14 protein-coding genes are annotated in these 18166 nt (G+C 41.1%); 9 read left to right on the top strand and 5 right to left on the bottom strand.

The window, feature by feature from the left end:
- Positions 1-56 precede the first annotated feature (56 nt).
- Positions 57-2297, bottom strand: a complete 2241-nt coding sequence (locus ACTUJY_RS13090; protein ID WP_463616548.1) for a DUF1631 domain-containing protein — start codon at positions 2295-2297, stop codon at positions 57-59.
- A gap of 434 nt (positions 2298-2731) precedes the next feature.
- Here ACTUJY_RS13090 and nadC point away from each other — a divergent pair, with 434 nt between their 5' ends.
- On the top strand, positions 2732-3595 hold the full coding sequence (gene nadC, locus ACTUJY_RS13085; RefSeq protein WP_463616547.1) for a carboxylating nicotinate-nucleotide diphosphorylase: 864 nt from the start codon (positions 2732-2734) through the stop codon (positions 3593-3595).
- A gap of 55 nt (positions 3596-3650) precedes the next feature.
- Here the strand turns inward: nadC and ACTUJY_RS13080 are convergent, their stop codons facing one another.
- A complete protein-coding gene (locus tag ACTUJY_RS13080; protein WP_463616546.1) occupies positions 3651-4454 on the bottom strand; it encodes a hypothetical protein in 804 nt (267 codons plus the stop codon).
- Between the two features lie 195 nt (positions 4455-4649).
- Between ACTUJY_RS13080 and ACTUJY_RS13075 the strand changes: the two genes are divergently transcribed.
- From ACTUJY_RS13075 to yacG, 8 genes are all read left to right on the top strand, one after another.
- Positions 4650-5141 (top strand): pilin, encoded by a 492-nt coding sequence (locus tag ACTUJY_RS13075; protein WP_463616545.1) that lies wholly within the window; start codon positions 4650-4652, stop codon positions 5139-5141.
- 275 nt (positions 5142-5416) lie between these two features.
- Entirely contained in the window at positions 5417-7120 is a 1704-nt protein-coding gene (gene pilB / locus ACTUJY_RS13070; RefSeq protein WP_463616544.1) for a type IV-A pilus assembly ATPase PilB, read from the top strand.
- Between the two features lie 4 nt (positions 7121-7124).
- Entirely contained in the window at positions 7125-8375 is a 1251-nt protein-coding gene (locus ACTUJY_RS13065) for a type II secretion system F family protein (protein ID WP_463616543.1), read from the top strand.
- Positions 8375-9274, top strand: coding sequence for a prepilin peptidase (locus ACTUJY_RS13060; protein WP_463616542.1), 900 nt, complete (start codon positions 8375-8377; stop codon positions 9272-9274). Before ACTUJY_RS13065 ends, ACTUJY_RS13060 begins: the two co-directional genes overlap by 1 nt.
- Positions 9275-9358: 84 nt before the next feature.
- Entirely contained in the window at positions 9359-9973 is a 615-nt protein-coding gene (gene coaE / locus ACTUJY_RS13055; RefSeq protein WP_463616541.1) for a dephospho-CoA kinase, read from the top strand.
- Positions 9966-10736, top strand: coding sequence for a cell division protein ZapD (gene zapD / locus ACTUJY_RS13050; protein WP_463616540.1), 771 nt, complete (start codon positions 9966-9968; stop codon positions 10734-10736). Before coaE ends, zapD begins: the two co-directional genes overlap by 8 nt.
- Before the next feature lie 104 nt (positions 10737-10840).
- Positions 10841-12784, top strand: coding sequence for a TonB-dependent receptor plug domain-containing protein (locus tag ACTUJY_RS13045; protein WP_463616539.1), 1944 nt, complete (start codon positions 10841-10843; stop codon positions 12782-12784).
- 43 nt (positions 12785-12827) lie between these two features.
- A complete protein-coding gene (gene yacG, locus ACTUJY_RS13040) occupies positions 12828-13010 on the top strand; it encodes a DNA gyrase inhibitor YacG (RefSeq protein WP_463616538.1) in 183 nt (60 codons plus the stop codon).
- A 6-nt stretch (positions 13011-13016) separates the two neighbouring features.
- Here yacG and ACTUJY_RS13035 read toward each other — a convergent pair whose 3' ends face one another.
- The 3 genes from ACTUJY_RS13035 to ACTUJY_RS13025 all read right to left on the bottom strand — a co-directional run bounded on the left by ACTUJY_RS13035 (position 13017) and on the right by ACTUJY_RS13025 (position 17973).
- Positions 13017-16166 carry an aminotransferase class I/II-fold pyridoxal phosphate-dependent enzyme gene (locus ACTUJY_RS13035; RefSeq protein WP_463616537.1) on the bottom strand — a complete coding sequence of 1050 codons (3150 nt, stop codon included), beginning with the start codon at positions 16164-16166 and terminating at the stop codon, positions 13017-13019.
- A gap of 93 nt (positions 16167-16259) precedes the next feature.
- The gene (megL, locus tag ACTUJY_RS13030) at positions 16260-17462 is read right to left on the bottom strand and encodes a methionine gamma-lyase (protein ID WP_463616536.1); all 1203 of its coding nucleotides are present in this window, start codon (positions 17460-17462) and stop codon (positions 16260-16262) included.
- A gap of 28 nt (positions 17463-17490) precedes the next feature.
- On the bottom strand, positions 17491-17973 hold the full coding sequence (locus ACTUJY_RS13025; protein ID WP_463616535.1) for an Lrp/AsnC family transcriptional regulator: 483 nt from the start codon (positions 17971-17973) through the stop codon (positions 17491-17493).
- Between the last annotated feature and the right edge of the window lie 193 nt (positions 17974-18166).

Below are 18166 nucleotides of genomic sequence, written 5' to 3'. Positions count from 1 at the left end.
TAATTTTCACTTAATCTTAAAGGTTTTGCTTATTACACCTTCGTCAATTAAGGAAATCAAGCTTCTTTCATAGTGCGCAAATTAGTGATTACTGACTCTAAAGCACGATCAAACAATGCGGCATCATCGAGCACAGAAATTATCCCTTGCTTTAAGCCCGCTGCTAAATTTTGCCGATTTAATTCGGCGATTTTCATCCCGGTACGATTCACGAAAATGTATTTATTCGCAGACGAAATAAAGGCGGCTAATTTGCAGCGTTGCGTTTCCTTTTTTTCATTGAGCATTTCTACCCAAGTACCGGCTTGCATGTGCTCTACCTGATTATATACAGGGTCATTATCAGCAACAGGAAATTCAAGTCCCTCCAGTGATTGCTCGTTCGAGTTTTCATTTGTAACCTCGTCGGCAACGGGCAAAGACAGTTCTTTAATCGTTTCTTCGGTCGCGGTTTCGCCGATAACGGCGTTCGCTTCAGGTGGTTTCGGTTGAGTTGCGAGGTTACCGGGCTCTTGTTTTGCAGGTAATGGCAAGTCCAAAATTTGACGATGGCAATCTTCAAGCTCTTCCAGCAACTGACTGGCACGATAGGTATTGAACGAAATTTTGTCCATGCCCAATTTTAAATTTTTGACCAGACTGCTCATGATTTTTTTTAGTTTGTCTTTAGCTTCTTGCGTATTTTTAGGCTGTACACTCCAAACTAAAAACTCCGCAACTTTTATTGCTTTTTCCCAACCTTCATTGTTATCCGCTTTTAATCGTTCAAGAAAAAGCACGTTGGTCCAAGCTTCTTTTAAAATATGTTTTACCGGTTCAGCAATAACACGGCTGTGGCACATACGGACTATTTCCGCATTTACTCGCTGACGGGCACTATCGGCTCGTGCTTTTCCTTCTTCCGCTTCTTTCATTCGCTTTTCAAGAAGCTTCGCGCGACGTAAATCGGTTTCTTTAAATCGTTCGATTTCTTGTAAGAGTGTATCGAACAAGCCAATATCCGACTTAAACTCACTGATGACGCGTTCAACCACTTCGGTAACTTTTTCCATAAGTGGGTCAACCATTAGGTTTTTCGCAGGGCTCCATCCAATGCCCAAACGAGCTAATTCGTTCAATAATAATCTTGCTGGATGATTGCGACTGCTGAAGAAATTTCGATCAACCAAGCCAACTTTAAGCATGGGTATTTGCAACCGAGAAATAACCGCTTTCAAATCGGCATGCAGATTTTTGTCTTCCAACATGACATCGAACAACAATGTAATGATATCGATCACATCGTCGTTAACACTGCCAATGGTTCCGCCATTGACTTGTCCACCGGTTGCAGGCAGTAAATTTCCAATCACGGACTTTAGCTGCGCCGACGTATGTAAATCTTTAGGAGAATAGCCCTGGTCTTGTTGAAGATTCGTTAGGGCCGATACCAGTTGCTCTGTATTAATGACCGGCTGCTGGTCGTGATAAGCCACTTTTCGTGAGGAAAGCAAGTCTTGTAATGTGTTAAAGACTTCTTCGCGAATGTCTTCGCGATCCAGTTCTCGTGAGCCAGAGGGTGCTTGATTTTGTTGCCCTTCAGAAGAACGACGAGAAGCTTGACGATGTTGACGTGGTATCACATGGTGCAGATCGGGCAATATACCTTTTTCTGCGAACTCGGCATTAATTTCATTGTAGATGTTTTCGAGTTCGCCTAGCACACTGCGCTCAAAGAGTTTAAAAACAACCAATCTCGATTCAATATCCAGATCCAAGTGCTTACTAGCAACTCGAAAAGCCTCACAAATACTGCGGGGATCGAGCGGGTTATTTTTCTCTTCGACACTGACGGTGGTACAAAGAGTATCAAGTCGCGTAACGATATGACTCAATGGCGTCGCGCATTGCGTACGAGCTTTGTTCACCATAGCATCGAGAGCCAAATCTTCTTCGAGATCGTCCTCTTTAACTAATGAAAAGCTATCCATGGAAAAAGCTTCGACATTGTCGTGCTCTGCCCGCTCATTACCAATAAGGCTCAAAGTAAAGCGATTTCCGAATTCTTGTTTGAAGGTGTTAACCAGTCCTTGTCGCTTGATTCGAACTTGGCGCATGGCATTGAAAAACGTCACTTCATTGGACTTATCCGCCATATCGAACAATTTATCGTCAGCCGAGTCCAGCATAAGATTTAAACAACGCAGTAACTCCTTTTCTGCCAATCGTTCAATATCCTTCAACAAGTTGGGCACCTTGGCTTGGCTTGCCGAGCTTTCCACTGTGTTAAATCGAACTATTTGTGGCTTTTTACTCACGTTGGATAACCTTTACTCAGTCAAATTCATTCAAAAGATTTCACCATCGCCCTGATATAGACGTAAGCTTTACCACTTGGTTGTGGCAAAGTTCCTTGAGAAAATCATGAGAAGGTCCTTCACACCGCAGCCCTACATCTCAATTGAAGATTTACCGATCTTCCTAGCCGTGGGTGAACGCTATTGGAGAGGTTCGCGTTAACCTTAATTCAGCTCTAAAATATACGCTGTGATGAGATTCACGATTTTACAATGAATATGACAATTATTGTGAGTTTTCGCTCCGAAGTGACAAAATTTTTCAGTCGACTTTTTCATCGCATTTACCAATCCTCAAAGATTAGCTGAATTAATTTGCTAAAATATGGATCCTTATGCCCAAGCAACCTAAAATAGCCGCTTAATTTACTCACCGCCACAGTAACACGTCGCAAATGCAATTAAATCAAGAACTTATTCAATACATACAAGCCACTGTTAAAACGTCATTAGCCGAAGACTTGGGCGGTTGGCCCGGTCGTGATCTTTCTGCCGAGTTAGTTCCCGAAAAAACTCAAGCGTCTGCTCGACTCATCAGTCGCGAAAAAGCGACCATTTGCGGCATCCCTTGGATGGAAGAAGTGTTCCGTTATTTAGATCCGGAATTAAAACTAAACTGGCATATAAAAGAAGGCGATAAAGTCGACGCCAATCAGAGCCTACTGGAAATCAAAGGAAATGCTCGAGCTATCCTCACCGGTGAACGTACTGCGATGAATTTTTTACAAACACTTTCCGGTACCGCTACCATCACCTCTCAATATGTTGAAAAGCTTTTTGGGACTCATTGCAAACTTTTGGACACCCGAAAAACCATACCAGGATTACGGTTGGCACAAAAATATGCCGTGAAAGTGGGAGGTGGAGAGAACCATCGAATCGGACTCTTTGACGCCTTTCTGATTAAAGAAAATCATATTGCCACCGCTGGCGGAATTAAGAAGGCAATAGCGTTAGCACGAGAAAATCACCCTGATATTAAGCTAGAGGTTGAAGTCGAAAACTTTGAGGAGCTTCAACAAGCTCTTGCTGCGAATGCAGATGTAATAATGCTGGATAACTTTTCAATCGAACAGATGAAGCAAGCGGTTAAGATTAATAAGAGTCATCCAAACAGCGCTCAACTTGAAGCTTCTGGTGATGTGACGTTAACCTCACTACGCTCTATCGCTGAGACCGGCGTCGACTTTATTTCAGTTGGCGCTTTGACGAAACATGTGCGTGCAGTAGACTTGAGTCTTCGTGTAGAGATGGTTTAGATTACTCATCTATCATCACAAACCTTACCATTAATCTTACAATAAAGAGCAGAGCTTAAAGATTGCCTTTGCTTGACTCTTTTAACATTTTAAGTTGTCGCTCCCAAGGATCAATATCCAAAAAACCAATAATTTCTGACGAACTTTTATCAATAACCGCCGACATGATTTTTTTCTTACCCAGAACAGGAAGGAGCCCTACATCCAACTCCGCTACAGAGCTTTTTCTAATTATGTGATTCAAGTTTTCGTGCTCTTGAGCATTTAAGCTTAATGCTTCTATTGAAAAACTGTTTTCTTTGATCATTTCTCTAAAGCTGTCATTAATCGGTTCGTAGTATTCTGAGTGAAACTCTACATCCTTACCTCCTTGCATCACTTTTTCAACCATTTTACTTTTTTCTACCGGATCAGTTAAATATACCGCAATACTCCTGGGCCCTATAAAACTGAGCGACTTGAGAGAGTCAAATTGAATTTTGTCAACCTCTACTTCTGAAGCCGAAACAATAACAAAACGGTCCTTAGAAAATACCTGAAAAACTGGACGGGAATTTACCACTATATTTATTCCATACGCCAAAAATAACATTTGTAAGCTAACTATTATTATCAAGTCTTTTTTAAGACTCTTTTTTTGGGGTTTGTATACAATAAACGTTAAAAATGGGCCAATAATAAGGTCTACGATCAATAAAATAGTGAGTACATGACTACCTCCTTCCAATTGAAAGTATGGAGGTGGATACATCAAGTAAACCATACTCCCAACCACTAGGCTCAACATAACAGCTGTCAAAAATAAGTGTATTCCACTGGCCTTTAACTTTAAGGAAAAAAGCTCAAATATTGCGCTCATGTCATTATTTGTCCTTTTAATTGACAATTTCTGTCACATCACTTTACTTGTTTCAAATTATTAATGTAAATATATCACACTCTTTCTTTTAAAATCAGTATGTTAAAAAGTTGGCACCCTTAATGCTTACATAGAACCTGAAATGAAATTGGTTATAACTAACCATTAAACTTTTAGCTTAAACAGGAGCGAACCATGAGACAAACTCAAAAAGGCTTTACATTAATTGAATTAATGATCGTTGTTGCCATTATTGGTATTTTGGCTGCGGTAGCACTTCCTGCATACCAAGACTATACCGTTCGTGCAAAAGTATCAGAAGGCGCAATCGCCGCCAGTGCTATTAAAGTTGGTGTTTCTGAAATGCTTGCTAATAGTGGTATGGCTGGAGTTGGTCGTTATGCAGCTGAAATTGCAGCTGATCAAGCCAACTTAATTACCGATAAAATTACGGCAATCGCAGTTAACGCTGGTACAGGCGAAATTACGGTAACTATGGGTGGAATACCACAGCTCGGAGCAGGTACAGATGTTCTAGCTTATGTGCCTTCAATCAACGGAGCTGCGATTTCGAACGCCAACTCTACTGGTAGCATTCAATGGGCTTGTAACCCTGTAGCAGTCGCTCCTCGTTTGGCTGCAGCTACAACTATTATTGCTAAATATTTACCTGCTGAGTGTCGTTAGTAAACAGGCCTTTACTTCTCTTAAAAACGAAAGCCCCAATTGGGGTTTTCGTTTTTAAGAACCACCACAATTATCAATAGAATTTCTAAAGTTTGAATACCTTTCTAGTCATTCAATTTACTGAAAGTCCCAGTAAAGTACAATCTTACCCCAATTCACTATTATCAAATAAAACGTTTTGTCACTTTTCTGTTTTAATTTAAGGAACTTTTCTTAAATTAATGCTATAAATTACGGAAATTATTGATTTTTTAGTCTGGAATGGCCGTCCATCGATGCAATCTAGCAATATCGTAAGTGGTTTAACACGTAGATTAGTAAGCGAAGGCTTACTGACCGAAAGTGATGCAGAAGAAGCCACGTCAAATGCAGTTAAAAGTAATACTCCTGTGGTCAAGTTCATTGTTGACCAGGGTTTTGTAGAACCTTTAACTTTAGCAAATATCGCCTCATTCGAGTTTGGTGTCCCTTTGTTTGATCTGGACGCTATTGATTATGAACTACTTCCCAAAGGCGTTGTAGAAGAAAAACTTATTACTAAACATCATGCAATGCCTCTTTATAAGAGAGGAAAACGACTGTTTGTGGCCGTTTCAGATCCAACAAACTTAGTTGCTCTCGATGAGTTTCAGTTTCATAGCAAACTTACAGTTGAAGCAGTACTCGTAGAGGATGATAAGCTCTCAAAAGTTATAGACAAAGTACTTGAAGAACAAGAAAGCCAAAGCCTTGCTGAATTTGATGATGCAGATTTGGATAACCTAGACGTTGAAGGAGGCGAAGTAGAAGCCAAAGAAGATGATGCTTCGGGTTCAGATGATGCTCCTATAGTTCGTTTTGTAAATAAAATATTGCTAGACGCGATAAAAAAAGGGGCTTCTGACTTACATTTTGAGCCTTACGAAAAGAACTTTAGAGTCCGTTTTCGCATTGATGGAATATTGCACGAGGTTTCAAGTCCACCGGTCAATTTATCCAGTCGTATTGCCGCTCGATTAAAAGTAATGTCTCGCTTGGATATATCTGAAAGACGTGTACCGCAAGATGGTCGGATAAAGCTTAAGTTATCCAAAAACAAAGCCATAGACTTTCGTGTCAGTACTCTTCCTACTCTTTTTGGCGAAAAAATAGTCATGCGTATACTGGATCCTTCAAGTGCCATGTTAGGTATTGAAGTTCTTGGTTACGAAGATGATCAGAGAAAGCTTTATGAAGATGCACTATTTAAACCTCAAGGAATGGTTCTCGTGACCGGACCAACAGGGTCGGGTAAGACCGTATCTTTGTATACAGGTGTAAATATGCTCAATGCTCCGGAACGAAATATTTCCACAGCGGAAGATCCTGTAGAAATTAACCTAAGCGGTGTAAACCAAGTAAATGTTAATCCCAAAGCAGGATTAACATTCGCTTCTGCACTCAGAGCATTCTTACGACAAGATCCCGATGTCATTCTTGTTGGTGAAATACGAGACTTGGAAACCGCCGAAATTGCAATAAAAGCGGCTCAAACAGGTCATATGGTTTTATCAACACTTCACACGAATAGTGCTCCAGAAACACTGACACGGCTCGTTAATATGGGTGTTCAACCCTTTAATATTGCTACCAGTGTAAACTTAGTAATTGCACAGCGACTTGCTAGACGACTGTGTAATAATTGCAAACAAACCATTGATGTGCCAAAAGAAGCGCAAGTCGAGTTTGGCTTTTTGGAGGAGCAAGTTGGCACATTCGAAATATTTGAACCAGTTGGTTGTGATAATTGCACAAATGGGTATAAAGGACGAGTAGGTATTTACCAAGTAATGCCCGTTTCGGAAGAAATGGGGAGAATCATAATGGAAGGTGGAAATGCTATAGATATCGCCGACCAGGCACAAAAAGAAGGCGTAAATGATCTGCGTCAGTCAGGCCTGCTTAAAATCATTAAAGGTCTAACGTCTATGGAAGAAATTAACCGTGTAACACAGGATTAATATCATGGCAGTGGCTACGAAAACAGCAACTACAAAGAAAAGCAACGCACCAAAAGTAACAATATTTTCGTATAATGGTGTGGATAAAAAAGGTAACAAAATTTCAGGTGAAATCGTTGCCGACACCTTAGCAATTGCAAAAGCTCAACTTCGCAAACAAGGCGTTATACCACAAAAAGTAACCAAAAAAGCTCAACCATTATTTGGAGCTGGCAAAAAGCCAATTAAGCCTGTTGACATTGCGGTAATCTCTCGTCAATTAGCCACAATGATGAAAGCCGGCGTGCCATTGGTTCAATCTTTTGAAATTATTGGAAAAGGCCATGAAAATCCATCTGTTCAAGATTTGATTTTAGACGTCAAAGCAAATATTGAATCGGGATCATCAATGGCAGAGTCATTGAAAAAGCATCCAAGATACTTTGATGAACTGTTTTGTGACTTGGTTTCTGCGGGAGAGCAATCCGGAGCTCTAGAAAACATGTTGGATCGTATTGCGACCTATAAAGAAAAAACAGAAGCTTTGAAATCAAAAATTAAAAAAGCCCTATTTTATCCCACAGCCGTAGTGATAGTCGCTTTTCTTGTTACTGCGTTGTTGCTTATTTTTGTTGTTCCACAATTTCAAGACGTTTTCAGCAGTTTCGGTGCAGAGCTCCCCGCTTTCACACAATTGGTAATTGGTTTGTCTGAGTGGATGCAGAACTATTGGTATATCATGTTAGGGCTTATTATTGCGGCCATTTTTGTTCTCAAAACATTGAATCAACGCTCCGAAGAGTTTCGAAATGGGAAAGATAAATTAATGTTAAAGCTTCCTGTAATTGGCGCAATTTTAAACAAGGCCGCGGTAGCCAGATTTGCACGAACGCTGTCAACTACGTTTGCAGCAGGTGTACCTTTGGTTGAAGCATTAGAATCAGCGGCAGGCGCATCAGGAAATTACGTATACCGAACTGGACTACTGAGAATTCGAGAAGATGTAATGACCGGTATGCAAATGAACCTTTCCATGACCAACAGTCGTTTATTTCCAAATATGGTCAATCAAATGGTAGCAATAGGTGAGGAGTCAGGCGCTGTAGACTCGATGTTAACCAAAATTGCGGATATTTACGAACAGGAAGTAGACGACGCAGTTGATGGTTTAAGCGCGTTACTCGAGCCTTTAATTATGGCAGTCTTAGGTGTGCTTGTCGGTGGTTTAATCGTCGCCATGTACTTACCAATCTTCCAATTGGGCGCAGTGGTTTAATGCAAATACTAGAAACATTACAAAACAACTCAACCGTTTTTATCATCACTCTCACAATTGCCGGCCTTATGGTCGGCAGTTTTTTAAACGTGGTGATTTTTAGGTATCCGATCATGCAATTCCGTGAGTGGGGGAGCATGGCGAAAGACATCTTAATTGAGCAAGGCTATAAAATAACGGGAGAGCCCAAAGATCCTAATATTCGTGACGAGAAATTCAACATTGTTTTCCCACGCTCACGTTGTCCTCAATGCGGTCATTTAATTAAATCTTGGGAAAACATTCCGGTGTTCAGTTACCTGTTTCAAGCTGGAAAATGCACGCAATGCAAAACCCAAATATCGGTCCGTTATCCTTTTATTGAACTTTTAACCGGCACCACTTTTGCCTGGGTTGCGTTTCAATTTGGTTGGAGCTGGCAAACGTTACTCTACTTGACATTATCCAGCTTATTTATCGTTCAAATTTTTATCGATATTGATCATAAAATTCTCCCAGATCCCATCAATTACATTTTACTCTGGTTGGGATTAGGTGCTGCAGCGATAGGTTTAACAATCCCCTTATCAGACGCCGTTATCGGTGCGTTAGTTGGTTATTTATCGCTGTGGAGTTTTTATTGGTTGTTTAAGTTACTGACTAAAAAAGAAGGTATGGGGTATGGTGACTTTAAACTCCTAGCCGCCATTGGTGCTTTTGTTGGCTATCAGAAGTTATTACTCGTTATAATCATGTCTGCGGGTGTAGGCGCAATTTTGGGTATCACTTTAATGTTACTGAAAGTCAATGATCGCAATACACAAATTCCATTCGGCCCTTACCTGGCAATAGCCGGTTGGATCACCCTCTTTTGGGGAGATGCCATTATGCGTTATTACTTTCATACCGCGGGTATTTAGTTCTGGCTTATGTTAGAGCATGTTTACCTTTCATTTATCGTCACTGCTGGATTGACGAAGTTTTAGACACAACAGTGATGACAAATGAAAGATAAACACGCTCTAAGAATAGGATTGACGGGAGGCATCGGAAGCGGCAAATCAACCGTCGCGAACTTGTTTCGATTAAAAAATATAGAAGTCATTGATGCCGATAAAATTTCGCGCGATTTGGTCCGTAAAGGTTCGCTAGCCCTAAAAGAAATCGAACAAAAATTTGGTCATCAATTATTATTAGAGAATGGTGAGCTCGATCGCAAAGCATTGAGAGTGAGAGTCTTTAATAATCCAGATGACTTGCAATGGTTAAATCAATGTCTTCATCCGAAAATTCGAAGCGAAATTAATGCGCAAGTTGAGCAAGCTTCAAGTCGTTATATCATTCTCGACATTCCACTTTTGTTTGAAAATAGTCTAGAACACTTAGTCGATCGCATATTGGTCGTTGATTTACCTGAGTCACAACAAATTGAGCGCGTTCAACAACGCGATAATAATAACGAGACGCTGGTAAAATCGATAATGGCGCAGCAAGTCAGTCGAGAGAAGCGCTTGAGTCATGCCGATGATGTGCTGGATAACTCTGGTTCACTTGAAAATCTAAAACACCAAGTTGAACAACTCCATCAAAAATACCTGGTGCTCGCCGAAAATGCCTGACCAATTGATATACGAGTTTCCACTCACACAACCCTATCGTCATTTTTTACGGTTAGAAAGTGCGTTCAAGCATTTCGAGCAACTCTTAACGCAAGAGTCTTCCGCATCATTACAAGCCGCACTGCTTACTTTAATTAACACACTCGATTTTTTAGTGCGCATTGATATTAAAACGGAAATCATTAAAGAGTTGGAATTTCAATCTCAGCAATACATTGGATTAAAAGATAATCCTGCGGTCGATGGTGCTAAGCTCGATAACTTTCTACAACAATTACAGAAACTGCACCGTTGGGCGATTCATTATCGTGGTCGCTTGGGCGATGATTTACGCGAGTTGCCTTTTCTGCACAATTGCTTAAGTAAACAAAGCTTACATACTGGCGTGGTAGCTTGTGATTCGCCGGAACTAGCCAGTTTTTGCGCTCAACCATTTTCACAAATGCGCCAACAATTACAAGGCTGGCAACTTAAGCTCGATGGCTTGAAAACGAGTTTGACGGTGATTTTACGCCTGACACGCGAACTTTCTGGCTTTACAACAGGCAGCGCGCCATTAGGCGACTTTTTGATAGAAAAACCGAACCCGGGGAATACCTTATTACGCGTCCAACTCCCTGTAGAGAAAAAGGTATTTCCAGAGGTCAGCGCGGGAAAACACCGCATATCCATTCACTTTTACGCACTGGACGATAGCCCTCAAAAAATTAAAGTACGCTCACCGGTTAATTTTAAGTACGCTACTTGTGGTTGGCGCGAATAATTCGTCTAAACTTTTAAGAATGTGCAGTACTGCGACATTAACCGATTTACGCCAATGCATCGGCCTATTAGCCATATCTTCGAATATTCTCGATTGGGATCCTTATGCTTGTTGAAATGCTGATTCTAGCGGCATCGTCTGCAACAGCAGCAAAAGCCAACAGTGACGATATATTCAAGCTCGACTTCGATCAACTGCTCCAAATCGAAGTCAGTGTCGTTTCCAGCAAAAAAGAGGCCATAAAGGACTCTCCCGCCGTTGTATCCGTTTACAGCCACGATGACTTAAAAAGCTTTGGTTTGAATACTTTAGGTGAAATGTTGTCTTTTATACCCGGAATTACCGTTCAGGATTCAGCCATTGGTACGCAAACCGTTATGATGAGGGGTATTGTTGAAGCATTTAACCAAAAAGTTTTATTTTTACTGAACGGCGTCCCCTATTGGCAACCTTCCCATGGTGACAATGCGCTTTTAGGACTAGGCGTACAAAATATTGATCGAATCGAAGTCATTCGCGGTCCGGGTAGTGTTCAATACGGAACCAACGCATCGGGGGGCGTTATCAATGTTATTACACGATCTGAAGACCTACCCAAAATTCAAGGCAGTTTTACTGATCAAGATCGTTATAACGCGGGTGTGTATTTTCACCAATATTTAGGCGAACAAGGCAATATCGTATTAAGTGCAGAAAAACAATGGGATAATGGGTATTCTGCGTTATTTACTGGACGACCTGTCCCACCGTTTTACCCATCGGATACTCCCACAGACGGATACATTAATAAACGCCATCTATACCAAAACATTTATTTGTCTTTTCACGATAAAGACAGTCACTACTTTATTCATGCCTTTGATTCGGAAACCAACGGTGTAGCCGCGATAGCCTCCATTATTAATCGAAATGACTTAAATTATAAAGGTCGATTGCTTCATATCGGCGAAAGCTGGGAGAGTGACAGTGTTACACTTTCCACCAATGTCGACTACAACAATTTTTATCTTGCTATTCCAACCGATAATTTATTTGGTGGCACTGAAAACGGTGTTCAAAATTATGGCAGTGGCAGTAAAAACCAATGGATTCGATTACAAGGTCAAGTGGAGTTTCCATTAACCGATTCACTGCGCTTGCAAACAGGAACGGAGTACGAGCGTCGACAAATGGGCCTTTATCGAAATACCGACCTTAATGGTGTTATTCGTGCACGTACAGCAGAACCAAAAACAGTCAATGAGTCAGCTTTGTTTTCGCAGCTACAATACGAGCTCGGTCACTGGAGCACGTTTGTTGGATTTCGATACATCGATAACGAAGCCTCTGGAGAAAAGCTCACTCCTCGAGCAACCCTGGTTTATTCGTGGGATGAAAAACAATCCCTCAAGTTCATTTATGGCGAAGGCTATAATTCACCTAACTTTTTACAAACGGGCATAAATATTCCACCCGATGCTTTATTAGGCAATCCAGACTTAGTTGCTGAAACCATATCAACACTTGATATTGCCTATTCTTATAGCCGCAAAGACTTACACTGGGTTGCTAATATCTATTATTTGGAAGCAGAAGATTTCATACAACGTGTTCCACAAGCGGATGGTACCGGTGTCGAATTTGCCAATGCAGGCAATTTCGACCGCTACGGCTTTGAAGTCGATTTTCAGTATGCCACTGATGAATGGCGTTTGTTTACTAATCTTTCTTATCAATATCAGGGTAATCGAATTATTGAAAACGACAATACTGCGTATTTTGTCCCTCGCTACACGTTTAACGTTGGCGCCAGTAAAGCGTTAAGTTCGTTTAGCCAATTGGGTTTCTCTTATCGTTATATTGGAGAACGAACTGAAGCCAAAGCCATTCAATTGCTGAATTTAAATTACACTTATCATATGGATAAGTGGCAATGGCGAGTAACGCTCAATAACGTGCTTCAAGACACCCAACGACACTCAGCCATACAAGATTTCAACCCAAATAGTTTAATTCAAGGAGGTAATGATAAAACCGAGTTGCAAATACAAATTAGTCACCGTTTTTGATAAAATGCTAATTTGTTGTTCTCGTTGAAATGTGCTCCACACAATGAAAAAAGATTTACTGGTCAGTTGCCCTAACTGTAAAAGGTCCGTTGCATGGAATGAACAATTTCCTTTCCGCCCTTTTTGTTCTGAGCGGTGTAAATTAATCGATCTTGGAGAATGGGCCGACGAAAGTCATAAGATTCCCGGCGAAAAAGCGCCTCCTAAAGAGGAGGATTACTATTAAAGTCCTTCAAAGTTTAAACGTTGATAATCTATCCAAGGCCATATTGAAGTCTCCTCCAGAGCAAGACAGCACAAATCGGCAATAACCCGGTAACCCGGTCCAGGTAGAGTTATTAATTACCAGATTTTTTGATTGAAATAATCGCGTGCAAATTTCATCACCTGCTCGAGTCGCGTCTTCTGCACTCATGTTACTTGTATCAACGGGACTCGCAACCAGAAAAAGCCCGCCCTGAGGAAGAATAACCTGCCACCCATTTTGTTCCAGCACATCGCTCAACTTTTGTGCTCTATCCGCCAGTGTACTGATTTGCGATTTAAGATGCTCCATCAGTACTGGCTCAGCATTAAGTTGAGCATCCAACAGCTTACGTACCGCATAACAGAGCGTAAAATGAGGTTGATGAATCATTAAATCATTTAAAGATTTTGCTAATAGGTTATTTGAGCTCCAGCAATAACCAAATCGCAACCCTCCAGCGGCAAACTCTTTTGAAATGCCACCGAGTAGTAATAATCGAGAATTACCATTTCTCAATACTGACTCTACAACAGAAGATAAATCGTAGCTTGATGCAAGTTCAAACTCTAGCCCTGAAAATATCGAATCCAAAATTACAGTTGATTGATACCGTTCGGCAATTTCCAATAACTCACAGAGCTCCTGCTCCGAATAAGTAATTCCTGTAGGATTCACTATTGGGCCATTAATAAATAGCCAACTCCGAGCATTTTGCTTTAAGTGAGCTCTTAAAGTACTTGGTTCAATCTTAAACTGATTATCGATTCGGGTCTCAAGAATGCTAACGTCAACACCTTTATATTGAGCGGCTGCAACAAAATACCCGTAACTGCCAGCCGGTATGATGAGCCTTTGCTTTTCTTCCGCGCAAATATCCAACAATGCAGAATAAAGCGGCGCCACACCATTACCTAAAACCAAAGCGTTAGCAAATTGCGTTGGCAAACTAAAGCGGCGGCGCAACAATTCCAAAATGGCCGCTTGTGGAGCGTCCTCTTCACGAGTGCATTTACGTACTAAGTAACTTTCAAATAGAGCTTGTTTTAGTTGCTCTGGAGCAGGCAGTTCATTTTCACCGAAGTCCAATCGAATGGTTTCGTGGTCAAAGGGCAAATGATTGCCCTCTATTGCAGGATGACTAAATGCTTTCTTTGCAAGGTTCGAAAGTTTAGGAATGAAAACAGAGCTCGTATTTTTTTCTTTTTCGATAACTCGATAGGCTCTCGTTCGTTGAAAATAAAGCAGCTCTTCGAGTAAATGCGCGTAGTAAAGCTGCTTCATTAATGGTGTTCGGCTATAGGTCAACTCAGCCGCATCGGCAAGGCGTTTTAACAAGATCGCGTTTTTACTTACTGTAAAGTTGATTGAGTAATTTTGATAAACGCGATTATTAATCAGACCGCCCATAAGTAATAAATTATCTGGCATGATCTGCTTGGATAAATACCGATACAAGCCAGTGAGTTTTGGCTCGCTGCTCAACTCAATACTCTGAGTAATGTCGACCAGCAATAAAACGTTGTGTTCTTTGACACACTCAAGTAACTCTTCAACTAACGGACTGGATTGCGCCTCAAACGTATCGAATTGTGTAATAACTAACTGTGGTTTTAAACGTGCAATCAATTCTACCAAATACTCTACCGGCTCTGGCGACTCAATAATTTCTGAGTCTGTATCACTCCATTGTTTTGGTAACAGGTGATTCAAGCTTCGATCAACCAGCGTTAACTTAGGCCTTAAATTATTCATTAAGCTGCTAATCAATTCGCGCCTTCCAGGCGTTATTAAGAGTTCATCATCGGAAATATCCACTCGCAAATAAAATCGAAAAAATTCCGCTAATTGCTGACGAAAATACACAAGTCCTTGTGTTGCCTGATAAGGATAATGAACAATTCTATTGAGATAACTGGCTAAAAAAGCTAAAAATGAATAACGTTCTTCAGCGTCTCCCACATTATCAAACGTTAAATCCAGCGCGCTTCGTATACTATCTTTATTTAATTTATTAATCGCACGAAAAATCGCTTTTACCTTTTCAGGGTAAATCAGATTTGCTTCGTAAACATCCACGGAGTGATAAATTTTACCACCCGCTTTTGCATAGCGGTCTGCTGTTCGAGCATCGATACAAACATCAGAGTTATCCGACATGTAAAATTCAAATCGGTGTCCTGTGTGTTTTTCGATATCCACCAATGCATCAATATCGGTATCCGCAGCTTGCTCGACCTGAGTTTGCCATACTCGGCGAACTTGAAACCCACGTCGTCGCATCAGTCGTTCCAATACAGAGCGTCCGGGACGACCACCTAAGTTTAAAATTAATTTGCCATCCGCTTTTAACTTCGGTATCGCTTGCTCCACTGCGCTTGCAATCAACCCCAAGCCAAACTGGTCTTCAATATAACCTTGCTTCGCAAAATAATTACTCAGTGAATACAGATAATCATCACTGGCAGATTCTGCGATTAAGTTTTCCATCACTTCGGGTTCAGGATTTAACACCTGAGGAATACAGCCTATAATTTTATCGAATTTCTCCTCTAAATTGTCGAAGAAATGCAATAGGTTCGACTCATGAAATGAAACTCTATCGAGTAACGATCGATTATCAATAAAGTGTCTTTCCACCCCATTTTCATCAAACGCATTCAAAAACAAATTCAATCGCGCACAAGTGATGGCCTTAGGGTTTATATCAACACCATAAATTTTACTTGGTGCGTAACGTAAGGCTAAAGCAATTACGATCCACCCTATTCCACACCCAAGTTCAACCAAGTGCCTATTTTGATATTCATTAACGGGATAACGGATCAAGCCTTCGTAAAAGGTAAACGACCAAGACTCAGGCAAAAATGTGCTAGGAAATTGAAGTAATTTCAATGTAATTGGCGAATCGTTGTGATCAAGAATATTTTGTTGTAAGGCTTGAAAGTTAAGAGTGGGTTGTAAGCTTTTTGACGCGCTAATGTTAAGCGCATGGTTGGCAATTTGATGCAGCCGTTTTACCGCGGCGGTGCGTGTATTTTCCTGCTCCAACTCAATTAAAAGCTGCTTAAATGCCTGATAAGATTCAGCACTGGAGCGTCGAGAAATATCTAAAAATTCGTCCAGCTTATTATTCATCTATAATGACTCTGGTTGACAGACCTAATAATAGACTTGATAAATGCTTCGCCAAGGCTTGTCGATAAGCCTCGTTACCGCTGGAAAATACATTTACCCAGCCTTTACTAATCCAGTATAGGCTTTATTTAATGCCTGTTGCAGATCAGCAATAATATCTTCGCAATGTTCTAACCCTACCGACAATCGAATCAAAGTATCACTGATGCCTGCTTCGCGCCGTTGTTCGGGTTCGTAGGGTGAATGTGTCATGGAAGCCGGGTGCTGGATCAAGGTTTCAGCATCACCCAAACTGACAGCACGTTTGCACATGTTTAACTGATCCATAAACTGTATCGCGTTTTCAAAATGTCCATCCATCTCAAAGGCTATTACACCACCGCCCGCTTTCATCTGTTTACCGATTAACGAGTACCCTTCGTGACTGGGCAATCCGGGGTAAAAAACTTTCTTTACAAAAGAGTGATTCTCAAGAAATTTCGCAACTTTTAATGCATTCTCACAATGACGCTCAACACGAATATGAAGAGTTTTTAATCCACGAATGATCAACCAAGCATCATGTGGACTGATCACGGCTCCCATGTCCTTTAACGTGGTCATTTTTATTTCATTGACCATCATTTGATCGCCACACACAATTCCTGCAATCACATCACCATGACCGTTTAAATATTTGGTCGCGCTGTGAATGACAAGATCGATACCATGATCGACGGGCTGCTGTAATATGGGTGACATAAAGGTATTGTCCACCACCGTTTTCAACCCTTTGGCTTTGCCTACACGCGCCAGCATATCAAGGTCGATACACACCAAATTTGGATTGATCGGTGTTTCCGCATAAATCATTTTGGTGTTGTCTTTTATCGCTCTCCGGATCGCCATTTCGTTGCGAATATCAACAAAACTAACTTCGATTCCCAAATCACGACATTTGTGTTCAAGCAGTGCATAAGTGCAACCGTACAGCGCATTGGATGCGACAATATGATCACCGGCCTTAACAATAGCGAAAATGGTTGCAGATACGGCTCCCATACCCGAACCCAAGGCTACGGCATCTTCAGAACCTTCTAATGCTGCCATTCGTTGTTCGAGCTCCCTTACTGTCGGGTTGCCAAGGCGACCATAAATGTAACCTTGCTCATCGCCGTTGAAACGGGCTCCACCCTGCGAGGTATTCTCAAAAACATAGGTAGAGGTTTGGAAAATCGGAGTACTTAATGCACCGAACTGATGGTCCTGGACTTTTCCAGCATGAATGGTATTGGTTTCAATGTGTTGTGACTTCATAAGTGACCTGATTACAGTATTTTTAACCCTACTCGCTATCCAATTCCAATACCGTTGTCGATTTATATTCTTTTAAAACCAGGCTGGTATGGATGCGAGCGATCCCCGGCATAGGGATCAGCTTTTTCGATATAAATGCTTCTAACCCTTGAGTATTGCGCAGAACCACCTTTAACAAATAGTCGTATTCTCCGGTTACATTGTGGCATTCCAGTACTTCAGGCATGGCAACAATACGCTCTAGAATATCGTTAATTTGCTGGTGCTGATGCAAAGCCAAGGTCAACTGAATAAAACTCAGAGTATCGTGTCCGGTTTTGTGACGATCCAGCACGGCGACAAAGCGATCAATAACGCCTTGTTTTTCCAAGCGTCTTAGCCGTGTTAACGTCGCCGGCGGAGAAAGATGAACCTTTTCGGCAATCTCCACATTGCTGATCCGACCCTGAGTTTGCAAAACCTTTAATATCGCAATATCAGCCGCATCTAAATCTATGGTTGAATGTAGCACCAGCGCTCTCCTTCGTTAAGATATTGAAGCAAAAAACCAACAATTCCTTATTTTATTAATCAATTATCAATAAATACATATTTTTATTTATATAGCAGTTAGAATATAGGGCTTCCAGCGAATAAAGTTTCAAGTGCAGTGCAGCATTCTTTCGTTTTAAGCTCTAGTTTTACTTATTCCGATTTCGGGTTAA

It is taken from the genome of Pleionea sp. WD8-19 (assembly GCF_055326765.1).
The sequence above is the reverse complement of the archived record's forward strand: the minus strand, read 5'-3'. Positions and strand labels throughout refer to the sequence as shown.